Here is a 22,614-nt window from a genome sequence, read left to right on the forward strand (position 1 = left end):
GACGACGCAATCCCTGAACACTGAAAGAGACTTCCCTATGGATCCCTTGCACCTCCGTTCCGCCGGCACCAGCCTGGTGATCAGCTTCGACAGCGGAGAGGCCGAAGTCATCCACTGGGGCGCCGAGCTGGGCGCAGACCTGCCGGACCTGGCCATCCTCACGGCTGCGGTGCCGCCCTCGTCGATCGACGTCCGCGTTCCCGCGGGCCTCCTCCCCCAGGCTTCCTCGGCCTGGCGCGGGCGCCCGGCCCTGCGTGGCCACAGGATCACGGACAGCGGCGCCGGCCGGGACTTCTCCTCCCGCCTCCGCGTCACCTCCGTCAGCACCGAAGGATCCTGCGCCACCATCGTGCAGGCCGACGGCGACACGGGCCTGAGCGTCGCCACGTCCCTTGCGCTTCATGCGGGCGGCCTGCTGGAACTGCGCCACACCATCACCAATGAGGGAACCACGCCTTTCCAGGTGGACGAGCTGGCGACCGTCCTGCCCGTGGCACCGGACGCCGTCGAACTCCTTGACCTGACCGGGCGCTGGTGCCGCGAGCGGCATCCCCAGCGCCGCCCCATCCAGCAGGGCACCTGGGTTCGCACCGGCCGGCACGGCCGCACCGGCCACGATTCCTCCCTGCTGTTCGCCGCCGGCACCAAGGGCTTCGGCAACCGGCACGGCAGGGTGTGGGCCACCCACCTGGCCTGGAGCGGCAACCATGAACAGTTCGCCGACACCATCGGCGACGGCCGGACCATGATCGGCGGTTCCGAGCTGCTGGGTCCCGCCGAAGTCATCCTTGAACCAGGTGCCCGCTACACCACCCCCGCTTTGTTCGCCGCCTACTCCGACCACGGCCTGGACGGCATTACCGAAGCGTTCTACAGCTGGTTCCGCTCCCGTCCCCACCATGTCCTGCCCGCCGCGTCCACCGGCCTGCCCGCCGGCAAGCCGCGGCCCGTCGTCCTCAACGTCTGGGAGGCCGTCTACTTCAACCACAACCTGGACATCCTGACCGAACTGGCGGAATCGGCCGCCGACCTCGGCGTGGAGCGCTTCGTGCTCGACGACGGCTGGTTCCGCGGCCGCCGGGACGACCATGCAGGCCTGGGCGACTGGTACGTGGACGAAACCCTGTGGCCCAACGGCCTGGCCCCCTCATCGACGCCGTCACCTCCCGCGGCATGGAGTTTGGGCTGTGGGTTGAACCGGAGATGGTCAACCTTGACTCGGACATCGCGCGCGCCCACCCTGACTGGATCGTGGGCCCGTCGGCGAAGGCACACAAGGACGGCGGCCGGCTGCCCCTGGAGTGGCGCAACCAGCACGTCATCGACCTGGTGAACCCGGACGCGTGGCAGTACATCTACGACCGGATCGACGGGCTCCTGTCCGGCAACAACATCAGCTACCTGAAGTGGGACCAGAACCGCGACCTCGTGGAACACGGCCACGCCGGCGCCCCTTCCGTCCACGCGCAGACCCTCGCCGCGTACCGGTTGTTCGACGAGCTCCGCAAGGCACACCCCGGCGTGGAGATTGAAAGCTGCTCCTCCGGCGGCGCGCGCGTGGACCTGGGCATCCTGGAGCGGACCGACCGGATCTGGGCCTCGGACTGCAACGATGCGCTGGAACGGCAGACCATCCAGCGCTGGACCGGCGCGGTGGTCCCGCCCGAGCTGGTGGGCAGCCACATCGGCCCCACCACGTCGCACACCACCGCCCGCACGCACGACCTGTCCTTCCGGGCCATCACCGCCCTGTTCGGCCACTTTGGCATGGAATGGGACGTCCGGAGCGTCCAGGGCAAGGAGCGCGACGAACTTCGGCGCATCGTGGGCCTGTACAAGGAACACCGGGACCTGATCCACAGCGGCCGCCGGGTCCACGCGGACGTCGCCGATGATGCCTTCCTGCTGCACGGCGTGGTGGCGGACGGGTCCATCGCGGACAGCACGACGGCGGCCCTGTTCGCCGTCGTGGGCACGCGCACCTCTGCCGCGGAGCAGCCCGGACGCATGGGCCTCCCCGGCCTGGAGCCGGAGCGGAATTACCGGGTTGCGGTCCTCGCCCCCGTCCAGGAGGACGCCGACTACGCGCACACCTTCACCCAGGCGCAACCGCCGGCGTGGCTTGCCGGTGGAGCCGTGGCCAACGGCCGTTTCCTCGCGGAGGTAGGGCTGCCGATGCCGGTGCTGAACCCCGAGCATGCCCTGCTGCTGAAGGCGACGGCCCTCTAAACAGCCATCGGACCCCCTGCCCGCCGCGCATCCGGACGTAAGAATGCGCGGCGGGCAGGGCCAACCGATAGATTTGCAGGCATGACTGAAGCCTCCTCCACTGTCGAAGCCGGCCGCGGCACCATCCTGGTCATCAATGGCCCCAACCTGAACCTGCTGGGTACGCGGGAGCCGGAGAAGTACGGCACCTCCACCCTTGCCGATGTGGAGCGGCTGGCCGCTTCCGCCGGAGAGCGGCACGGTTTCGCAGTGGAGTGCGTCCAGTCCAACCACGAAGGCGTCCTGCTGGACACCATCCACGCCGCCCGGGGCACCGCGGTGGGCATTGTCCTGAACGCCGGCGCCTTCACGCACACGTCCGTGGCTCTTCGTGACGCCCTGGCCGCCGTGCAGGTGCCCACCGTCGAGGTGCACATCACCAACGTGCACCAGCGCGAGGAATTCCGGCACCACTCCTACCTGTCGCCGGTCTGCGCGGCGGTGATCGTTGGTGCCGGGGTGTTCGGCTACAAACTTGCCATCGACTACCTGGCCGAGGTCCTGTAGCCGGGAGCCGCTACTTCTGGATGCACTGCCCGGAGGAGACGGGTGTGGACAATGCGGGTGCCTGCTCCGCGACCGGGTCAAGATCGTTCATGGTGATGGCGAACCCCACCTCGGCGTCAGAGGTTGCCTTGGCAAAGACCACCCCGGCCACCTGGCCGTCAGTGGTCAGCAGCGGGCCGCCCGAGTTTCCCGGCTGCACGTCCCCGGCAAGGCGGTAGATGTCCTCCGGGGACGGGTTGTTCCCGTAGATGTCCGGGACCAGGACCGTGGCAATGTCCTGCACGGTGGCGGGCTTGGACTGGAAAGGCCCGCCGTGCGGGTACCCGGCGAACGCGGCCTGGCTGCCGCCGGGCAGGTCGCGGCTCAGCGGCAGCGGCCGGGACGGCAGGTTGTCCACCGCCAGGACCGCCAGATCCCGCTTGGTGTCGAAGTAGACCACGCGGCCGGGCATCGCACCGCCGTCGGGCATCTCCACTACCGGCTGCGACACGCCCGCAACGACGTGGGCGTTGGTCACCACGCGGTCCGGGGAAACCACGAAGCCGCTGCCGGTCTGGTTCTGGCCGCATTCGTAGGCAGTGCCGGCGATCCTCAGGACGGACTGCGCCGCTTTGTTCAGCGCCGGAGTGTTGGTGCTGGTGTTGGGCACCTGGACCGCCTGGCCCTGGTCCAGCCCTTCGATCAACGTGGGAATGCCGTTGCCGATCACGGTGGACCGCAGCTGCGCCATGGTGGCCTTGACGGGGGTGGGGGTGAGCCCGTCGATGAAGCGGATCACCTTGGACTCGGCCAGCTGCTGGGACACGAAAGGCACGCCCAGGGAGCTGACGCTGAACGCCAGCATGGACATGACCAGCGCGGAGACCACCAGGTTCAGCGCCCCGCCCACCAGCCGGTCCACCGCCCGCAAGGGACGGATCCGCACCACGCCGCGCAGTTGCCGCCCGGCCATGGTGCCCAGGCCATGTCCCACGGCCATCAGCACGACGGCGGCGGCGATGATGGCGGTAAGCCTCCACCCGGAGTCCTCGACAAAGGTGCTGACGAGGGGGACGGCAAAGAATGCGGCGATGGCACCGGCAGCAAACCCGGCGAGGCCGCCGACAGTGACCAGGAACCCGTTGCGGAGGCCATAGATCAGGTATGACAGCAGCGCCAGGATCAGGACGATGTCCAGGACAGTCAGGCCGACCACAAAGGCTCCTTATTTACAGTTGAACCCCCATTCTAGTGGCGGACGCTGACAATCTTCTGTGGCGTGCACCGCCCTCCGGCAGACCTGCATTCGGCTGCCCGCAGGCGTTTCGGCTGCCAAGTTCGTCACAGAACGTTGAAAATTCTGAAACAATGGCACAAGCGCCACAGCCGATACTTTTACTCAGGAGATTTCATGGACATCGAGGTACTGCGCCGAGCACCCCTTTTCGCCACGCTCGACGACGACGCATTCCGGCTGCTGACGGACGAGCTCACCGAGGTGGACCTGTCCCGCGGCGCTTCGGTGTTCCGCGAAGGTGACCAGGGTGACCAGCTGTACTTCATCGTCTCCGGCAAGGTAAAGCTTGGCCGCACCTCGCCCGACGGCCGTGAATCGCTCCTGGCCATCCTCGGCCCGGGCGAGCTCTTTGGTGAGATGGCGCTGTTCGACCCCAGCCCCCGCACCGCCACCGCCACCGCGGTCTCCGAAACCCGGCTGGCCGGGCTGAAGAACGAGAGCCTGAACGCCCTGCTGCGCACCCGCCCGGAGGTTTCGGCCCAGCTGCTGCAGGCCCTGGCCCGCCGCCTGCGCCGCACCAACGACTCCCTCTCGGACCTTGTGTTCTCCGACGTCCCCGGCCGCGTGGCAAAGGCGCTGCTGGACCTGGCGGACCGCTTCGGCCGGCCGGCTACCGACGGCGTCCTGGTGGCCCACGAGCTCACGCAGGAAGAACTGGCGCAGCTGGTGGGCGCCTCCCGCGAAACGGTCAACAAGGCCCTGGCCGAGTTCGTCCAGCGCGGCTGGCTGCGCCTCGAAGCCCGCGCGGTGGTCATCCTGGACATGCAGCGCCTCCGCCAGCGCTCCCGCTAGGACCAACAAAAACCAGAACCAAGAAATACCAAGCCCAACAAAACCAGGCCCAACAGGAAAGGCCGCCCCTCGGGGCGGCCTTTCCTGTGCCTGACCTTTGTGCCTGACCTTTTGTGCCTGGAACGTGGGTCAGTTCTTCGCCACGTCCAGTTCCACCACAGCCCACGACAGGGCGGGAAGTCCCAGCCGGAGCTCAGATCCTGTTGCCTTGGCTCCCTCAAGCGGCTTCAGGCCCACCCGGTCGGGTTTTTCCTGGTTGTTGATGGTGAAGCGGTCGCCGCCTTCCGGGATCTCGAGCACCTCCGCCCTGACCACCCGCCGTGCGTCGAAGCCCCGCAGGCTGACCTCCACGTCCGCGGCCTCTTCCAGGCCGCGGTTGGCCAGGAACAGGGCCACGCGGCCGGTTTCCTCGTTCCAGGTGGCGCTGACATCCACCAGGTCCGTGTCACCAAACCGGCTGTTGGCGTACTGGTCCGAGTCCACGGACAACCGCAGGATCTGGCCCTTGGCCAGCTCTGCCATCCGGGCGAACGGGTGGAAGATGGTCTGGCGCCAGGCCGGGCCGTTCTCCTCGCTGAAGATCGGGGCGATGACGTTGACCAGCTGCGCCTGGTTGGCGATTTTGACGCGGTCGCCGTGGCGGAGCAGCGAGTTCAGCAGGGTTCCCACCACCACGGCATCCGTCACGTTGTACTTGTCCTCGATAAGCCGGGGGTGCTCGCGCCAGCCGGCCTTGGCGACGTTGCGCAGCTGGTCCTCGGTGTCCCGGCCGCGCTGGTACCAGACATTCCATTCGTCGAAGGAAAGGTTGATGTGTTTCTTGTGCTTTCCCTTCGCCCGGACGGCGTCGGCGGTTGCGATGACTGACTCGATGAAATAGTCGGTGTCGACTGCGCTGGCGAGGAAGCTGCCCACGTCGCCGTCGTGCTCCTGGTAGTAGGCGTGGAGGGAGACGTAGTCCACCTCGTCGTAGGCATGGGTCAGGACAGTCTGCTCCCAGGCGCCGAAGGTGGGCATGCCGGAGTTGGAACTTCCGCAGGCCACCAGTTCAATGTCCGGGTCCACGAAACGCATGGCCTTGGCGGCTTCCTGGGCCAGACGGCCGTATTCCTCTGCGGTCTTGTGGCCGATCTGCCACGGCCCGTCCATCTCGTTGCCCAGGCACCAGAGCTTGATGTTGAACGGATCCTTGTGGCCGTTCTTCGCGCGGAGGTCGGACCAGTAGCTGCCGCCGGGGTGGTTGGCGTACTCGACGATCTCGCGGGCCGCGTCCACTCCCCCGGTGCCCAGGTTGATGGCTTCCATGATTTCTGTGCCGGCCTGGCGGGACCAGTCCACGAATTCGTGGAGGCCGAACGCATTGGTCTCCACGGTGTGCCAGGCGCCGTCCAGCCGGCGGGGCCGGTTTTCGCGGGGGCCGATGCCGTCTTCCCAGTTGTAGCCGGAGACGAAGTTGCCGCCCGGGTAGCGGATGACGGTGGCGCCGAGTTCCTTGACGAGTTTGAGGACGTCCTGCCGGAAGCCGTTGTCATCCGCTTCAGGGTGGCCCGGTTCGTAGATGCCGGTGTAGACGCAGCGGCCCATGTGCTCCACGAAGGAGCCAAAGAGGCGTCGGGGGACTTCGCCGATGGTGAAGTCGCGGTCGAGGGTGATCCGTGCGCGGGACATGTGAGACATCTCCTTGGTTGTGGTTGGTTCGCAGGTGTGGGTCTGGATGGGCGGAAGGTGCCGGCTCAGGTTCCGGCGAGGCCCGTCGTCGCGACGCCCTTGATGATCTGGCGCTGGAAGAAAAGGAACACGAGGATGAGCGGCAGCGCCGCGAGCAGGGCGGACGCCATGTTCTGCGCGTACTGGATGCCGTAGGCGCTCTTGATGGTTTGCAGGCCCACCGGGAGGGTGAGCAGCGAGGCGTCGTTGGTGGCGATGAACGGCCACAGGAAGTTGTTCCATGCGCCGATGAACACAAAGATGGCGACGGCGGCCAGGATGGGCCGGGACAACGGCAGGATGATCTGGGTGAAGATCCTCATGCGGCTGGCACCGTCCATCACCGCGGCCTCCTCAAGTTCGCGGGGAATCTGGTCGAAGAACTTCTTGAGTACGAACACCATGGCCGGGTGGATGACCTGGGGCAGGATGATGGCCCATGAGGTGTCCACCATGTGCAGGGCGAGCATCTGGTAGAAGAGCGGAATGATCAGGACCGGCGGCGGGACGATGATGGAGGCGATGATCACCGTCATCAGCACCTTCTTGCCCTTGAAGTCGATCCGGGACAGGGCGTAGGCCACGAGCGCCGAGATCACCAGGGTGATGGCCGTGATGGCGGCCGAAGTATAGAGGGAATTCCACGTCCAAAGCGGGATGTTTCCGTCCTGGAAGACCTTGACGAATGCGTCGGCAGTAAAGCCCGACGGCGGCAGCCAGCTGACCTTCGGAGCTGCGGCATCCGTCTCGCTCTTGAAGGCGGTGGCGGTGGCCCAGGCGAACGGGACCAGCCACAGGACCGCGATGGCCGCGGCCACCACCAGGGTGGCGATCTTGCCCGGGGTCATCGTCTTGCGGGGCTGGCGGGTTTCCTGGCTGGTGTTGGTGCCCGGCCGGGGCCGGCTGATGGTCTGGGTTGCCATGGTTATGCACTCCTGCGGCGGGTGATGACGAACTGCATGACCGAGACGACCACGATCAGTCCGAAGAAGATGTAGGAGATGGCTGCGGAATAGCCCAGCCGGTAGCCGGTGAACCCGGTTTCGAAGATGTACTGCACCACCGGCCTGGTGGACCCTCCGGGCCCGCCGGCGGTCATCTGGTACACCTGGTCGAAGATCTTGAGCGAGGCAAGGACCTGGAGGAGCACGATCATCACGGTGGTGGGGCCCAGTTGCGGCAAGGTGATCGAGAAGAGCTGGCGCCAGGCTCCGGCGCCGTCGAGGGATGCCGCCTCATAGTGCTGCTGCGGGATGTTCTGCATGGCCGCCAGGTACAGCAGGAAGTTGAACCCCACCGTCCACCACAGCGTGGCAATGACGATGGCCCACATGGCCACGTTGGGGTCGTTGAGCCAGGCGACTTTGGGGATGCCGATCCTGGACAGGGAATCGTTGATGAGGCCCAGCTGCGGGTTGTACATCCAGCTGAAGAACAGCGAAACGACGGTGGACGCGAGCAGGTACGGGGCAAAGTAGGACAGCCGCCACAGCCACTGCGCCGGCAGGCCGGCGTTGAGCAGTGCCGCCATCACCAAAGCGACCAGCACCAGCGGGACCGTGCTGATGACGGTGAAGTAGAGGGTGTTGCCGAGCGAACGCCACATGTCGGCATCGGCGAAGGCTTCGGCGTAGTTCGCGAAACCGATCACGCTGTCGTTGGCTCCGGTAAGGGACTTGCCGGTGAGGCTCATATAGATGCCGTAAAGAACCGGCCACACCAGGAAGACGACGAAGAAAGCCAGGAAGGGCGCCGCAAACCCCCAACCGCTGAGGTTGCTCCTGGCGAGGCTCCCGGTCCTGCGCCGGGCTGCTGGTGAAGAACTCATGAAGGACTCCTTTGTCGCTCGGGCGGTTAGACCGGATTTGGCCGGGAAAGAAGGGTGTTGGTGCGCTTTTCGAAGGCGTCCCATCCGGCCGCTGCCTTGTCGCGGCCTAGGAGGACGTTTTGGACGTTTTCGGCAAAGTAGGTCTGCCAGTCGGAACCGGAGCCGCTGAACCAGGCTTCGGGATCGTAGGCAATGACGTCCGCGGCGTTGGCGTAATGCACCTGCGGTGTGAGGGCCTTATACGCCTGGGACTGGACCACGGGCTGGTAGGCGGGGATGTGTCCTGCCTCCGCCCAGGACAGCGATCCTTTGAGGATGTCGCTGACGAACTTGTAGACATCGCGCCGCTTCGTATCGTCCACGTTCAATTGCCGTGGCAGGACGAAGGAATGCGAGTCCGCGTACGCGGCCGGGGTGCCAAAGAGCGTGGGGATCGTTGCAGCGTCCACCGGGAGGCCTGCCTTCTTCATGGTCGGCAGTTCCCAGACGCCGCTGAACAGCATGCCCGAGCCGCCGCGGGCGAATTCCGCGATGCCGGTGCTGATGTCGCCGCTCTTTGCCGCAATGGTGTCGTCGAAAAGCGATGCCATGAATTCCAGCGACTCAATGGCGGCGTCCCGGTCAACCTTCATCGGCTGGCCCGGCGTCAGCGTCATGTCCGCGCCGTGCTGCTTGTAGAGCGTGTAGAACAGCCGCCACATCTGGGATCCGCTGCCGAGGTAGCCAAAGGACAACCCGTGGGCCTGCGTGACCTTCTGCATTTCCTTGGCCATGGCCATGAACCCCTGCGGGGACGTGACCTCCTGCAGCTGCCCGTTACCACCCAGGACGCCGGCCTTGCGGGCAATGTCCGTGTTGTAGAACATGATGAACGGGTGCGAATCCAGGGCGATGGAAAACACCTTGCCGTCCTGCTGGCTCTTCTGCCAGATCCGCGGGGCAAAGTCGGCGCCGGTGACGCCGTGCTCTGCCAGCAGCGAGAGGTCCCAGGGCTCAATCAGGCCGCCCGGGGCGTAGCCCGGGACACGGCTGGCGTGCATGATGGCCAACTCCGGCGGCCGGCCGCCAGCCGAGGCCATGGCGAGCTTGGTGTAGTAGGGCGGGCCCCACGCAAGGACGGTCGGGTGCACCTTGAACCCGGGGTTGGCTTCGTTCGCCTTGTTGATCATGGCCTGCATCTTGATGCCGTCGCCGCCGGACAACAGATGCCAGAACTGGATGTCCCTGGCGGCCGCTGCGGAGGCATTCCCACCGCACCCTGCCAGGGCCGCCGCAGCAATGACGCTGCCCATTGCTGCGGTTCCCGACAACAGCTGCCGTCTCGACAGCTGCCTGCCTGCGAAAAAATCAAACTGCTTCACCCGTCACTCCTTTGGATGGGTCCGCTGAAAGTCATTCCCGCGCCACAAACCGTTGCTGCCGCATGCTGGGCAGCCATGCCCCGCGGGGCCCCCGGTGTGACGCACGCCTCACATTACATCGATGTAATGGCCACCGCAATGGATAATTGTTAGCGTTCGCAAAGTGACCCGCCACTCTCGATTAGGGCTCCCGCGCCAGGATCCCGGTCGGAGGGCAGGAGCCTAGGAGGTACTCTGCCGTTCCACGATCCGGTAATCGATGGCCACTACCTTCTGCGGGCCCTCACGGTCGGCCATGCGCTCGGTCAGGAGGCGCAAGGCCTCCCTGGCCACCTGGCGCTTGTCAAAGGAAACGGTGGTCAGCGACGGCACTGCATACCTGGCGTCGGCGATGTCGTCGAAGCCGGCTACGGCCACGTCGTCGGGCACCCTGATGCCCCGCTTCCACAGCACACTGAGGGCCCCGATGGCCATGGAGTCGGTGAAGCAGAACAAGGCCTCGGGCAGGGGATGCGAGTCAAGGTAGGTGGACAGCGCTTTCGCCGCCGTATCCGGGCTCCACTTTTCGCAGGGGATGATCAGTGAGTCATCCCAGCCAATGCCAAGTTCTTCGAGTGCAGCCTGGTACCCACGGGTGCGGAGGACGGCCGCCGCCGAGCCCCTGCCTTCCGCGGCCCCCAGCACGGCAATACGGCGCCTGCCGGTGCTGCCCAGCGCCAGCGTCATGTCCCGTGCGGCGGCAACACTGTCCACCCATACACGGTCAGCCAGTTTCTGCGTCACCTCACCCAGCAGGACCACCGGAGGCAGGGCAACCCCCACCTTCACGGCACTCTCGTCCAAAACCACGGGGTTGAGGATGAGCCCGTCGATGAGGTTGGACCGCGCCCGCGACATCAGCTCGTATTCGCGCGTGGGATCGGACCCCGTCTCCTCGATCTGCACGCTCCACCCCTGCTCGTGGGCCACCTCCACCACGCTGTGTGCGATCTCGGCGGAGTACGGCGTGGCCAGATCGGGCAGGGCCAGGGCGATGACGCCCGACCTTCCGTTGCGCAGTCCCCGGGCAGAGAGGTTGGGAACGTAGTCCAGTTCCGCCATGGCCTGCTCCACCTTGATCCTGGTGGGGCCGCTGACCGGAACAATGCCGTTCATGACGTTCGAGACGGTCTTTGGCGAAACCCCTGCGAGGCGCGCTACGTCCTTGACCGTTGCGCGCAAAGGCGCCCCCTTGCTCCCGGTGTGGCTTTGGTGAAGATTTTACCCGGCTCCGTGGAGCGTCAGCGTTCGCGCTGGTGGTCCCCCGCCACGGTCTTGGCAGCCTCGACTTCGAGCATGAGCCTGCCGTCCTCTTCAACCAGGGTTGGCTGGTAAACGTGGGGCTTGCGCTTGTAGCTCAGGTAGGCAATGCAGCCGTTGGCCGCGGCCATCTTCTCGAGCATGATTTCGGAACCCGGGACCAGCAGTTCGCCCAGCGGGCGGCCCACCGTGTTCTCCTGGCCTGCCTCGTCGCCCAGCGCCGTGGAGTTCCGCTCCTGGATCACCTGCGCGGCGTTGACCCACCTGCCCCACACGCCCTTGCCGTCCAGCAGCGAAGGTTCCTGGCCCAGCGGCACCGTGGCGGCGAAGTAGCGGGTGTCGAAGCGGCGGTGCGCGAAGTCGGGGCTGCGCCAGTTGACGAGGGACTTGAGCAGGTCGGTGCGCAGGGAGAGCCCGCGCTTGCCCAGCACCTGGGCAAGCGTCTTCTCCTGGTCGGCCACCGCCACGCGTGCCCGCATCCACTCGGACGTGGACGTGGCCTCCACCGTGCTGGACATGTCGGGACCGGCCAGGAGCACGCCGGTCTCCTCGAAGAGTTCCCGGATGGCGCCCACCACGTGGCGGCGGGCCAGCCCGACGTCGTCCGTTCCCATCTGCTCGGCCCAATGCTGCGGTGAGGGTCCCAGCCAACCCATGGCGTCGTCGTCGGCCGGGTCAAGGGACCCGCCGGGGAACGCCAGGACGCCCAGCGGCGAGGAGCCGGGCCGGTAACCCAGCCAAGTCTCCAGGCCGGTGGGTGAATCACGCAGGAGGACTACGGATGAGGCGTAGCGCGCGGCCCGGGGGGTGCGCTCGCCGTGTTCGAGCCAGCTTTGCGCCGCCCCTTCAAGGTCTTGGGGAAGTGCAAAAAGGCGTCGTGCGAGGTGCGGCAAGGGAAGTGTCCGGTCTTAGCTGAATTCGGCAATGAGCTCGACCTCTACGGGAGAGTCGAGCGGAAGAACGGCAACGCCGACGGCGGAACGTGCGTGCTGCCCGGCGTCACCGAGGACGCGGCCCAGCAGTTCCGAGGCACCGTTGACGACGGCGGGCTGGCCCGTGAACGAGGGATCCGAAGCGACGAATCCCACCACCTTCACGATCCGGGTGATCCGGTCCAGGTCCCCGATGACGCTCTTGACGGCGGCCAGGGCGTTGACGGCGCAGACCGCTGCGAAGCGCTGCGCGTCCTCCGGGGAAACGGTGGGCTCGTCGGCGTACCCTTCGGTGCCCGCGGACACCTTGCCCGTAGCTTCGAGTTTGCCGTTAATAAACGGCAACTGGCCCGAGGTGTAGACATGGCTCCCGGAGACGACGGCGGGAACGTAGGAGGCCACCGGGGCGGCGACCTCGGGCAGGGTGATGCCGAGTTCCGCGAGGCGCTGCTCGACGGCGGATACGGGCGCCGCTGCGGCGCTGGACTGGGCTTCTGCGGGGGTGCTCATGCTACTGCTTCTCCCTTTTGAGGTAGGCGACAAGGCCGTTGCCGTCAGGTCCGGGGACTACCTGGACGAGCTCCCAGCCGTCCTCTCCCCACTGGTCCAGGATCTGCTTTGTGGCGTGGATAATGAGCGGAATCGTCGCGTACTCCCATTTGGTCATGAAAGAAAGCGTAGCCCTTGCCGGTAAAGTGGAAAACATGGCGACTCGCAAGAACCCCTTATTCGACACTGCCACCACACTGGGTAAGATCCTTCTTTTCCTTGGTGTGAGCGCAATTTGCGGTGTCCTCGTGGCAGGCCTCCTGGTGCCTGCCGCGGCCGTCTCCGGCAGCGCGGCAAGCGGTTCCATCGACTTTTTCGATTCCCTTCCGGCGGAGCTGAAGGTAGATCCCCCAGCCAGACCACCCGGATCCTGGCTGCCGACGGCAGCGAGATCGCCAGCGTCTATACCGAGAACCGCACCAAGGTTCCGCTGGACCAGATTTCACCGAACATGAAGAACGCCATCCTCGCCGTCGAGGACAGCAGGTTCTATGACCACGGCGGCGTGGACACCACCGGTATCCTCCGCGCGCTGGTCAGCACCATCCGAGGCAACAAGCAGGGTGCCTCCACCATCACTCAGCAGTACGTCAACAACGTTCTCAACGCCAACCTCGCCGCCGCCGGCGAGGAGGACCAGATCAAGCTGAACGGCGTCAACAAGGGTGTTGGTGACAAGCTCCGCGAGATGAAGCTCGCCATCGCCCTGGAGAAGGAGTTCAGCAAGGACCAGATCCTTGAGGGCTACCTGAACATCGTGTTCTTCAACCGTGATGCATATGGCATCGAGGCCGCTTCCAGGTACTTCTTCAGCACCACCGCCAAGGACCTGACGCTCCCCCAGGCAGCGCTGCTGGCCGGCCTGGTGAACAGCCCCTCCGCCTTTGACCCCATCATCAATCCCGAGAAGTCAAAGCAGCGCAGGGACCTGGTGCTGGGACTGATGCTTGACCAGAAGAAGATCACCCAGGCGGAACACGACGCCGCCGTCGCCACCCCGGTGGAGCCCAAGGTGACCCAGCCCAAGCAGGGCTGCGCCTACGCGGCCTCGGCCCCGTACTTCTGCGACTACATCCTGCACCTGCTGGAGAACAACCCTGCCTACGGCGCGGACGTCAAGGAGCGCCAGCGGCTGATCTACGGCGGCGGCCTGACCATCACCACCACACTGGACCCCAAGGCCCAGGCCACGGCCCAGGAGCAGGCCAATGCCGCCGCCGGCGCCAACCCCGACAAGTGGGGTGCCTCCATGGTGTCGGTGCAGCCGGGTACGGGCAAGATCATCTCAATGGCCCAGAACACCACATTCCTGCCCGGCCAGGGCTTCGATTCCCAGCTCAACTTCAACGTGGACAAGCTGGATAAGGACGGCAACGACCTCAACGGCATGGGCGGCGCCCAGCCCGGGTCCACCATGAAGCCGTTCACCTTTGCCGAGTGGCTCAACGAGGGCAAGTCCATGAACACCATGGTCAACGCGGCCCAGCGCGTTTACCCGATCGGCTATCCGTGGCGCAACACCTGCGGCAAGGTCCAGGGTGCCTACAGCACGGCGCAGAAGAACGCGGGCCTGGACGCGGCTGACGACCTCCAGAACGCCGAGCCCCAGTGGTACAAGCCGCTGTCGGTCCTGGAGGGCCTTTACAACTCGATCAACACGGTGACGTTTGCGTCCGCGGCACAGCTGGACTTCTGCGGCATCCAGAAGATCGCTGATGCGGTGGGATTGCACAGCGGCCTGCCCTCAGCGGACGGCAGCGAGCCGAACCCCAAGGTGAACATGATGACGCTGGGCAACCTGCTGGGGTCCACGCAGACCTCTCCGCTGACCATGGCCAGCGCGTTTGCCACCTTCGCTAACGACGGCAAGTACTGCGAGCCCATCGCCATCACCTCGGTGACGGACGCCACCGGCAAGCAGCTCCCGGCACAGTCCAGCAGCTGCCGTGACGCCATCAAACCGGAGGTTGCACGCGGCGTGAACTACGCGCTCCAGGAAGTGCTGAACAGGGGCTCCGGTTCGCTGATCCAGCCCCGGATTTCCACCAAGACCAGCTTCCCCATTGGTGCCAAGACCGGTACGTCCAACAACAACGGCTCCACCTGGGTTGTTGGGCATACCACCGGCCTGGCAACGGCCGCCTGGTTCGGCGACCCGCTGGGAGCACAGGACCGTGCAGGGCAGAACATCACGGTCAACGGCAAGTTCTATAAAGGCATCGATGGTTACATGATCGCCGGTCCCATGTTCTCCAACTACATGGCGAAGATCGCCCCGGCATACGGCACCAACCCGTTCCCGGCACCGCCGAGCAACATGGTCAACGGAACAACCACTACCTCGCCTGGAAGGACCACCCCGCAGGCCACCCAGGCTCCCGTACCGTCCACGCCGGCAACGCAGGCGCCCGCCACCCAGGCGCCGGCCCCCGCCCCCACCAGCAATGGCAACGGGAATGGAAAGGGCAACGGCTAAGCACGCATGAGCATCGACAGCCTGGCAGGCCGCGCCCGCGCAATCGGGCGCGGCTTTGCCGTCACTGCAGGCGCCGGGGCCGCGGCCGGAATGGCAGCCTTCGGCTACGGCCTGTGGGAGAAGAACCAGTTCGTCCTCCGGGAGGAAACCCTGGCCATCCTCCCTCCCGGCCGCGGTCCGTTCCGCATCCTGCACCTGAGCGACATCCACTTCGTGCCGGGGCAGCGGAAGAAGGCTGATTGGCTAAGGTCCCTGGCGGACCTCAGGCCGGACCTGGTGGTGAACACCGGCGACAACCTCAGCCACGTGAAGGCTGTGGACCCGCTGCTGGATGCCCTGAAACCGCTGCTGCAGTTCCCCGGCGTCTTTGTCCCCGGGTCCAACGACTACTTCGCGCCCAGCCCAAAGAACCCTGCGTCCTACCTGCTGGGGCCGTCCAAGGCGAAGCCCAAGCCGGTTGCCCTCGACTGGCCGCGCCTGCGGTCCGGCTTCGGCATGAGCGGCTGGGTGGACCTGACCAATCGCCACCAGTCATTGGTCCTCAACGGCATGCGCTTCGATTTCTCCGGCGTCGACGACCCGCACCTGAACCGGGAACGGTACGCCGGCTGGCCCCGTGGAACGGTCAGCCAGGATGCCAAGGACCACCTCAGGATCGCGGTCATCCATGCACCGTACCAGCGGGTCCTGGACCACTTCACCGAAAGCGGCGCGGACCTCCTGCTGGCCGGCCACACACACGGGGGCCAGCTGTGCATCCCCGGGTATGGCGCCCTCGTGGCCAACTGCGACCTCCCCACATGGCGGGCGAAGGGCCTCAACGACTGGTCAAGCAACGGAAGCACGACGCCGGTCAACGTGTCCGGCGGCATCGGCACCTCACGCTTCGCCCCGGTAAGGATCGCCTGCAAACCCGAGGCCGTCCTGCTGACCCTTACCTCCCCCAACTGAACCGAAAGCATTACGGTCTGCAATAACTGGGCAAGCAGCCGGCCAGCACCGCAAATCCCTGTGAACCGCCTCACGCCAATGGCATAGGGTAGTTGCTAGAGGAAACTACATTCGTTTTAGAGCTTGAGAAGCGGGCATGGCCAAGCAGACTCCATTTTTCCGATCCATCAGCCGTCTTTATCCGCACGTCCGGCCCATCATCCCCAGGCTCCTGCTGGGACTTCTGTGCGCCCTGCTCGCAAGCGTCGTGGCGCTGACCATCCCCCAGGTGCTGCGGGTCCTGGTCAATACCGCGCTGCAGCCAGGGGCCACGCCGGAGGCGGTCTGGGTGTCGGCTGCCGTCATCCTGGTCCTGGGCATCGCAGAAGCCGGACTGGTGGCGCTGCGCCGGCAGTTCGTCATCAACCCCGCCACCACCGTGGAGACCCGCATGCGGGTGTCCCTCTACAACCATCTGCAGGACCTGACCGTCTCCTTCCACGACCGGTGGGGATCCGGCCAATTGCTGTCCCGGGCCATGACGGACCTGAACTTCCTGCGCCGCTGGATGGCTTTTGGCGCCATCATGCTGGTGGTCACCACCCTGACGGTGATCATCGGCGTCGTGGCCATGTTCGCCATGAGCTGGCAGCTGGCCCTGATCTTCCTGGCCGCCGCCGTTCCCATCACCATCAACAGCTTCCGGTTCCGCACCCGGTTCAGCAAGGTGGCGCGGCGAAGCCAGGACCAGGCCGGCGACCTTGCCACCACCGTGGAGGAATCGGTCCACGGCATCCGCGTGCTCAAGGCCTTCGGACGCAGCCGGGAAGCCCTGGAAAACTTCAACGAGCAGGCAGAGGGCCTGCGCCAGACAGAGATCGAGAAGGCACGCCACCAGGCAACGTTCACCATGGTGGTCACCCTGCTTCCTGAACTCGCCCTGGGAGCCGGCCTGGTGGTCGGGGTCATGCTGTGCGCCAGCGGCCAGTTGAGCATCGGCTCCCTGGTGGCGTTCTTCGCCACCGCGGCAGTCATCGCCTCCCCCGTGGAATTCTCCGGCATGCTGCTGGCCATGGCACTCACCGCCAAGACCGCCGTCGACCGCCACTACGAAGTGATGGACACGCAAAACACCATCACCAGTCCCGCCCAGCCCCGCCGGCCGGCTGAGCTGGCCGGGGCACTGCGCTTCAACAACGCAACCTTCGCCTTCGAGGACGCCCCGGACAAGCCCATTCTCAAGGACATCAACCTGGACATCCGGCCCGGCGAAACCATGGCCCTGGTGGGCATCACCGGCAGCGGCAAGAGTGCGCTGATCCAGCTGGTGCCGCGCCTGTACGACGTCACCGGCGGCGCCATCACCATCGACGGCGTCGACATCCGGGACTTCGGTGTGGAGGAGCTGCGCCGGATCGTGGGGGTGGCCTTCGAGGACACCACGCTCTTTTTCAATTCCGTGCGGGACAACGTCCTGCTCGGCGCCCCGGCCCGCACAGAGGCGGTCCTGGACGAGGCCCTCGATGTGGCGCAGGCGCACTTCGCCTATTCCCTGCCCGGGGGTGTGGACACGTTGATCGGCGAGGAAGGCCTGAGCCTGTCCGGCGGCCAGCGGCAACGGATCGCCCTGGCACGTGCCATCGCCGCCCGTCCGCGGATCCTGGTCCTGGACGACCCGCTGTCAGCCCTGGACGTCCACACCGAGGAGCTGGTGGAGGCCCGCCTCCGCGAGGTCCTGAAGGATACCACCACCCTGATCGTGGCCCACCGGCCGTCCACCGTGGCCCTCGCGGACCGGGTGGCCCTGCTGGAGGACGGCCGCATCGCCGCCGTCGGAACGCACACCGAACTGCTGGCCCATAACCAGCACTACCGCTACGTCATCGCCAGCCTGGACCGGGAGCCGCGGGACCTGGACTCTGAACTGTCGGCACTTGAAGACAATGCTGAGGAAGTGTCCCGATGAGCACTGCAACGTTCGGCACCGCAAATGAAGACAATGCCCACCTCAGCAAGAGCGACAGCCGGGCAGTACGACGGCGGTCACTTGCCCTGCTGCGATCGCTGATCCGTCCCGTGCGGGCGCGGTTCTGGCTGACCATCGCCATGGTGGTCCTGTCCCAGACCGCGCGGGTGGCCGGCCCGGCACTGATCGCGTTCGGGATCGACCATGCCCTTCCCGCCCTCCAGGCCGGCAACAACGCCCCCTTGGTGTTCACCGGCGTCGCCTACCTTCTGGCAGCCATTGCGACGGCGGGACTCACCGCCCTGTACGTCACCTCCACGGCGCGGCTCAGCCAGGCGATGCTGCTGGACCTCAGGGTGCGCGTCTTCCGGCACACGCAGCGGCTCAGCCTGGAGTTCCACGAGAAATACACCTCCGGCAGGATCATCGCCCGGCAGACCTCAGACCTTGAAGCACTGCGCGAACTCCTCGACTCGGGGGTCAGTTCACTGGCTTCGGGAATGCTCTTCATGGCCTTCACCGCCGTCACCATCTTTGCCCTGGACTGGCGGAGCGGTTTGCTGGTGCTGGCCGCCGGCGTGCCGATGTTCTTCCTTTCTCGCTGGTACCAGAAGCACTCGCAGATTGCCTTCAGGGAGTCCCGCGTGGTCTCCGCCCGGCTGATCGTGCATTTCGTGGAGACCATGACCGGCATCCGCGCCGTCAAGGCCTTCCGCAAGGAGAAGGAGAACTCGGAGCGCTACGGGAAACTCGCCGAGGACTACCGCCTGGTCACAGTCCGCTCCATCAACCTCAACGGCATCTTCCAACCGGGACTGGTGCTGATTGGCAACGTCTGCGTTGCCGTGGTCCTGCTCTTCGGCGGATTCCGGGTGCTGGACGGCGGCCTGGCAGTGGGCGTGCTCCTGGCCCTCATCCTGTCCACCAAGCGGTTCTTCCAGCCGGTGGACCAGATGGCCATGTTCTACAACTCATTCCAGAGCGCGCAGGCAGCACTGGAGAAGGTGTCCGGACTGCTCGAAGAGGTTCCCACGGTCCGGCCACCCAGGAACCCGGTGGCCCTGCCCAGCGCCACGGGACGCATCGACTTCAACGGCGTCGAGTTCCGCTATGGCGACGGTCCGTTGGTGGTGCCGCGCCTGGACCTGCACATCCCGGCCGGACAGACAGTGGCGCTGGTGGGACAAACGGGCGCTGGAAAATCCACCCTGGCCAAACTCATCGCCCGGTTCTACGACGTCACCTCGGGAACGCTCACCCTGGACGGCGTGGACCTCCGCGACCTGGCCACCACCGACCTCCGCCGGAACATCGTCATGGTCACCCAGGAGGCCTTCCTGTTCAGCGGCTCGGTGGCGGACAACATCGCCCTGGGCCGGCCGGAGGCATCACGCGCCGAAATCGAAGAGGCCGCCAAGGCAGTTGGCGCCCACGAATTCATCCTTGAACTTCCCGTGGGCTACGACACCGACGTCAACAAGCGCGGCGGCAGGGTCTCCTCCGGCCAGCGGCAGCTGATCAGCTTTGCCAGGGCGTTCCTGGCGCAGCCGGCCGTGCTGATCCTGGACGAGGCAACCTCCTCACTGGACATCCCGTCCGAGCGCCTGGTGCAGGCCGGACTGGCCCGCCTGCTGGCCGGCACGGAAGCCAGACGCCGGACGGCGTTGATCATCGCCCACCGCTTGTCCACGGTGGAGACGGCGGACCGTGTCCTGGTGGTGCACGACGGGCGGATCGTGGAGGACGGCACGCCGGAGGAACTGATCGGCGGCGGCGGACGCTTCGCCGACCTGCATGGGGCGTGGAAGGACTCCCTGGTCTGACCCGCGTCCCGCCCCGGACCGGGCAGGATTTCGCATCGGGACCCGGAATCGGCTATCCTTGTAAAGTTGCTTTTGCAGCGGATCGGGATGTAGCGCAGCTTGGTAGCGCGCTTCGTTCGGGACGAAGAGGTCGCAGGTTCAAATCCTGTCATCCCGACCATAACGAAAAGAGGGTCTCCTTGCGGAGGCCCTCTTTTTTGTCTCGATGTGGTCACGGCCCGGCACACCGGGGTTAAAACGAGTGGCCCCGGAGCTGTTGCTCCGGGGCCACTCCCGCCTCCTGTGTGAGGAAGCTGTTTAAGCGGGATCAGGCCAGTTGCCCACGTACGTTGTGTAGGTAGTATCGGTCTTCTTGTCCTTCTTCACCTTTGCTGAGGCGGGATCAGGCCAGTTACCAACAGCTACCGACACACCCGAATTATCGGCGACGGAACCTGAAGCCAGGACGGCCGGAGCCGCCGCAGAAAAAGCCAGGGCCCCAGCCAGGACGGCCGCGGTTGCGATCTTCTTCAACATATAAGTTCCTCAATACGAGTCGGATTCGTTACAAAGCCAGCACTGTCCTTGTTGACACACATTGTAAAATATTTTCCACAGGGACTGTCAAGCATTCGGCAGCCCAAGTGTCCAGAAGGAGGAAACGCGTGGGCAACGGGTTCGGAGAAAAGCTCCGCGCGGAGCGCCTGGAGCGTGGACTGACACAGGCCGAACTGGGCAAGGACCTGTATTCACCCAGCTACATTTCGCTGCTGGAAACCGGCCGCCGGGAGCCGACAGCCGAAGTAATTGAAGAATTGGCACGCAGATTGGAACTGGCCCCCAAGGCGCTGGAGGCTTGGAGCCAGCCAATTTCCGTGAGCGACGCCGAGTACGTGCTGGCAGGCCTCTATGCCCGCCAGGCGTGGGACCTTCGTGATTATCCACTGGCGGCAAGCCACGCTGCCACGGCCGCAAAGATTGCCCTCGAGGGGCGGAACACCAGCGCCTGGTGGAACATGACCTATATGCAGGCCGAATGCCTCATCAAACAGGGAAACTGGCGCGAAGCCCAGAAGATCATGGAGCACTTACTGGAGCACCCCATGGCCAGGGAATCCGCCGGCCTTGCCGTACGGGCACACCAGATGCTGGCGGGTATCTACCAGGGACAAGGCCAGCTGAGCCTTGCCGTGGACCAGGGGATCCAGGCAGTGGACCTCTGCAGGCAGCTTCCCAAGGGATCCACCCTGATCATCAACGCCCATCACGCGCTGATCGGGGCGCTTGCAGAAAGCGGGCGGCTCGACGAGGCCTGGAAGTATTGCCAGGCCATGATCGACCACGTGGATGAGCTTTCCATGACGCAGCTCGCCGGCGAGGTGGCCTGGGTTGTGGGGAACGTTGCGTTCATGCGGCATGACTACACGGAAGGCGTCAAACACCATGAGCGGGCAGCACGCCTGCTCTCCCCCGCCAATGACATCGAACTGTGGGCCCGGTTCAACAAGGCCTCCGCAGCCGTCCGGCTTTCCTCGGGGATCGTGGAGCCGGAGACCCTGTCGGCAATCGAACGTGCCGAACTGGCCTTGTCGATTGTGGGTGGGAACAAGTCCGATCAGCTGGAGGTCGCCTTCATCCGTGCCCGCTGGCTGTACCTGACCGGGGACATTGTGGCCGCCGTCGAAAAGCTGCGGGAAATCCACGCCGAACGCGCGGAGCTCGCCAAGCACACCGCGGGTGAAGTTTCCCTCCTCCTGGGCAAGTCCCTCAAGGCCGCGGGTGATACGGACGAAGCACTGGTGCATCTCGAGGAAGCCCAAAAGGCCTTCGCCACTGCCGGCGCCCAGGACCGGGTTCAACAGGCGCTGGACGCGATCCTCGAGATTAAGCTGGCGCAGAAACGCGCCGCCGCTGCGGCTGCGAAAGCCAGCTGACCAGGCCAGGTAAACCCGCAGTGCGGGCTTACCTGGCTTCCGGTTGTTCTAGGAGAACGCCTTCCCCGTGATCTTCTCGTATGCTTCGACGTAGCGGCTGCGGGTCCGTTCCACTACTTCAGCGGGGAGCGCCGGCGGCGGCGTGTCCGAGGCCTTGTCCCAGCCGGACTCCGCCGATGTCAGCCAGTCCCGCACATACTGTTTGTCGTAGGACGGCTGGGCCTGGCCCGGCTTGTAGGTGGCAGCGTCCCAGAAACGCGAGGAATCCGGGGTCAGCACCTCGTCGCCCAGAGTGATCGACCCGGAGGCTGCGTCGTAGCCGAACTCCACCTTGGTGTCCGCCAGGATGATGCCGCGCTCCCGGGCGATCTTTTCCGCCGTCGTGTAAATCTTCAGTGTCAACTCACTGAGGCGGCCCGCGATGTCGTCGCCCACCAGCGCCACTACGGCGTCGTAGGTGATGTTTTCATCGTGCTCCCCGATCAGCGCTTTGGCCGACGGCGTGAAGATGGCGTGCTCCAGCCGGGATCCGTCCACCAGCCCTTCCGGCAGCGGGATGTTGCATACGGTTCCGGAGGCCTTGTACTCCTGCAGGCCGGAGCCCGTGAGGTAGCCGCGTGCGATGCATTCCACCGGGAACATGTCCAGCTTCTTGCAGATCATGGCCCGGCCTTCAACCTCGGCCGGGACGCCGTCCTCCACCGTGGAGCCGAGCACATGGTGTTCCACGCCCAACTGGTCGAACCACCAGAGGCTCAGTTGCGTGAGGATGCGTCCCTTGTCCGGGATTTCGCTGGACAGCACATGGTCAAAGGCGCTGATGCGGTCGCTGGCCACCACCAGTACGCAGTCCTGCCCAACGCGCTGCAGGATGGATTCGTCGGCGGGCTCATAGAGGTCGCGCACCTTGCCGGAGTAGACGTGGGTCCAGCCGGGAAGATCCAGTGTTTTGGTGGCGTAGCCGCGGTTCTCTCGGTTTTCAGTCAT

17 protein-coding genes, 1 tRNA gene and 2 pseudogenes are annotated in these 22,614 nt (G+C 65.5%); 9 read left to right on the forward strand and 11 right to left on the reverse strand.

Annotated elements, in window-relative coordinates; genetic code table 11:
• Positions 1-37: 37 nt before the first annotated feature.
• Together OUO20_RS13820 and aroQ are read left to right on the forward strand one after the other, a co-directional pair.
• Positions 38-2,229: pseudogene (locus OUO20_RS13820) on the forward strand (alpha-galactosidase).
• An 81-nt stretch (positions 2,230-2,310) separates the two neighbouring features.
• Positions 2,311-2,775, forward strand: a complete 465-nt coding sequence (gene aroQ / locus OUO20_RS13825; RefSeq protein ID WP_018768974.1) for a type II 3-dehydroquinate dehydratase — start codon at positions 2,311-2,313, stop codon at positions 2,773-2,775.
• Between the two features lie 10 nt (positions 2,776-2,785).
• On the opposite strand, the gene OUO20_RS13830 is transcribed toward aroQ, so the two are convergent.
• On the reverse strand, positions 2,786-3,970 hold the full coding sequence (locus OUO20_RS13830) for a MarP family serine protease (RefSeq protein WP_134164154.1): 1,185 nt from the start codon (positions 3,968-3,970) through the stop codon (positions 2,786-2,788).
• A gap of 195 nt (positions 3,971-4,165) precedes the next feature.
• On the opposite strand from OUO20_RS13830, the gene OUO20_RS13835 reads away from it, so the two are divergent.
• Positions 4,166-4,843: a Crp/Fnr family transcriptional regulator gene (locus OUO20_RS13835; RefSeq protein WP_011775987.1), complete on the forward strand. Its 678-nt coding sequence runs from the start codon at positions 4,166-4,168 to the stop codon at positions 4,841-4,843.
• Between the two features lie 129 nt (positions 4,844-4,972).
• Here OUO20_RS13835 and arfA read toward each other — a convergent pair whose 3' ends face one another.
• The 8 genes from arfA to OUO20_RS13875 all read right to left on the reverse strand — a co-directional run bounded on the left by arfA (position 4,973) and on the right by OUO20_RS13875 (position 12,637).
• Positions 4,973-6,511 carry an arabinosylfuranosidase ArfA gene (gene arfA / locus OUO20_RS13840; RefSeq protein WP_268001969.1) on the reverse strand — a complete coding sequence of 513 codons (1,539 nt, stop codon included), beginning with the start codon at positions 6,509-6,511 and terminating at the stop codon, positions 4,973-4,975.
• Between the two features lie 65 nt (positions 6,512-6,576).
• The gene (locus tag OUO20_RS13845; protein ID WP_018768977.1) at positions 6,577-7,473 is read right to left on the reverse strand and encodes a carbohydrate ABC transporter permease; all 897 of its coding nucleotides are present in this window, start codon (positions 7,471-7,473) and stop codon (positions 6,577-6,579) included.
• A 2-nt stretch (positions 7,474-7,475) separates the two neighbouring features.
• Positions 7,476-8,378 carry a carbohydrate ABC transporter permease gene (locus OUO20_RS13850; RefSeq protein WP_018768978.1) on the reverse strand — a complete coding sequence of 301 codons (903 nt, stop codon included), beginning with the start codon at positions 8,376-8,378 and terminating at the stop codon, positions 7,476-7,478.
• Positions 8,379-8,404: 26 nt separating this feature from the next.
• A complete protein-coding gene (locus OUO20_RS13855; protein WP_377204863.1) occupies positions 8,405-9,670 on the reverse strand; it encodes an extracellular solute-binding protein in 1,266 nt (421 codons plus the stop codon).
• A 291-nt stretch (positions 9,671-9,961) separates the two neighbouring features.
• Positions 9,962-10,960: a LacI family DNA-binding transcriptional regulator gene (locus OUO20_RS13860; RefSeq protein ID WP_026265720.1), complete on the reverse strand. Its 999-nt coding sequence runs from the start codon at positions 10,958-10,960 to the stop codon at positions 9,962-9,964.
• A 59-nt stretch (positions 10,961-11,019) separates the two neighbouring features.
• On the reverse strand, positions 11,020-11,931 hold the full coding sequence (locus tag OUO20_RS13865; protein WP_018768981.1) for an NUDIX hydrolase: 912 nt from the start codon (positions 11,929-11,931) through the stop codon (positions 11,020-11,022).
• Between the two features lie 15 nt (positions 11,932-11,946).
• Positions 11,947-12,480, reverse strand: a complete 534-nt coding sequence (locus OUO20_RS13870; protein WP_018768982.1) for a RidA family protein — start codon at positions 12,478-12,480, stop codon at positions 11,947-11,949.
• 1 nt (position 12,481) lies between these two features.
• Positions 12,482-12,637: a DUF4177 domain-containing protein gene (locus OUO20_RS13875; RefSeq protein WP_009359196.1), complete on the reverse strand. Its 156-nt coding sequence runs from the start codon at positions 12,635-12,637 to the stop codon at positions 12,482-12,484.
• A 37-nt stretch (positions 12,638-12,674) separates the two neighbouring features.
• On the opposite strand from OUO20_RS13875, the pseudogene OUO20_RS13880 reads away from it, so the two are divergent.
• The 5 genes and pseudogenes from OUO20_RS13880 (at position 12,675) to OUO20_RS13900 (ending at position 19,874) form a co-directional block, all read left to right on the forward strand.
• Positions 12,675-14,995, forward strand: a pseudogene (locus OUO20_RS13880) (transglycosylase domain-containing protein).
• A gap of 6 nt (positions 14,996-15,001) precedes the next feature.
• Positions 15,002-15,946: a metallophosphoesterase gene (locus OUO20_RS13885; RefSeq protein WP_018768984.1), complete on the forward strand. Its 945-nt coding sequence runs from the start codon at positions 15,002-15,004 to the stop codon at positions 15,944-15,946.
• Positions 15,947-16,082: 136 nt separating this feature from the next.
• Positions 16,083-17,891 carry an ABC transporter ATP-binding protein gene (locus OUO20_RS13890; protein WP_268001970.1) on the forward strand — a complete coding sequence of 603 codons (1,809 nt, stop codon included), beginning with the start codon at positions 16,083-16,085 and terminating at the stop codon, positions 17,889-17,891.
• Positions 17,888-19,714 carry an ABC transporter ATP-binding protein gene (locus OUO20_RS13895; protein WP_268001971.1) on the forward strand — a complete coding sequence of 609 codons (1,827 nt, stop codon included), beginning with the start codon at positions 17,888-17,890 and terminating at the stop codon, positions 19,712-19,714. The genes OUO20_RS13890 and OUO20_RS13895 overlap by 4 nt, the downstream gene beginning before the upstream one ends.
• Positions 19,715-19,797: 83 nt before the next feature.
• A tRNA-Pro gene (locus OUO20_RS13900) sits at positions 19,798-19,874 on the forward strand.
• A 137-nt stretch (positions 19,875-20,011) separates the two neighbouring features.
• On the opposite strand, the gene OUO20_RS13905 is transcribed toward OUO20_RS13900, so the two are convergent.
• Positions 20,012-20,230, reverse strand: coding sequence for a hypothetical protein (locus tag OUO20_RS13905; protein WP_018768987.1), 219 nt, complete (start codon positions 20,228-20,230; stop codon positions 20,012-20,014).
• Between the two features lie 128 nt (positions 20,231-20,358).
• On the opposite strand from OUO20_RS13905, the gene OUO20_RS13910 reads away from it, so the two are divergent.
• Positions 20,359-21,627, forward strand: coding sequence for a helix-turn-helix domain-containing protein (locus OUO20_RS13910; RefSeq protein WP_018768988.1), 1,269 nt, complete (start codon positions 20,359-20,361; stop codon positions 21,625-21,627).
• Between the two features lie 48 nt (positions 21,628-21,675).
• On the opposite strand, the gene OUO20_RS13915 is transcribed toward OUO20_RS13910, so the two are convergent.
• On the reverse strand, positions 21,676-22,614 hold the full coding sequence (locus tag OUO20_RS13915) for a phosphoribosylaminoimidazolesuccinocarboxamide synthase (protein ID WP_018768989.1): 939 nt from the start codon (positions 22,612-22,614) through the stop codon (positions 21,676-21,678).

Source organism: Arthrobacter sp. FX8, from assembly GCF_026723805.1.
Taxonomy (GTDB): domain Bacteria; phylum Actinomycetota; class Actinomycetes; order Actinomycetales; family Micrococcaceae; genus Arthrobacter.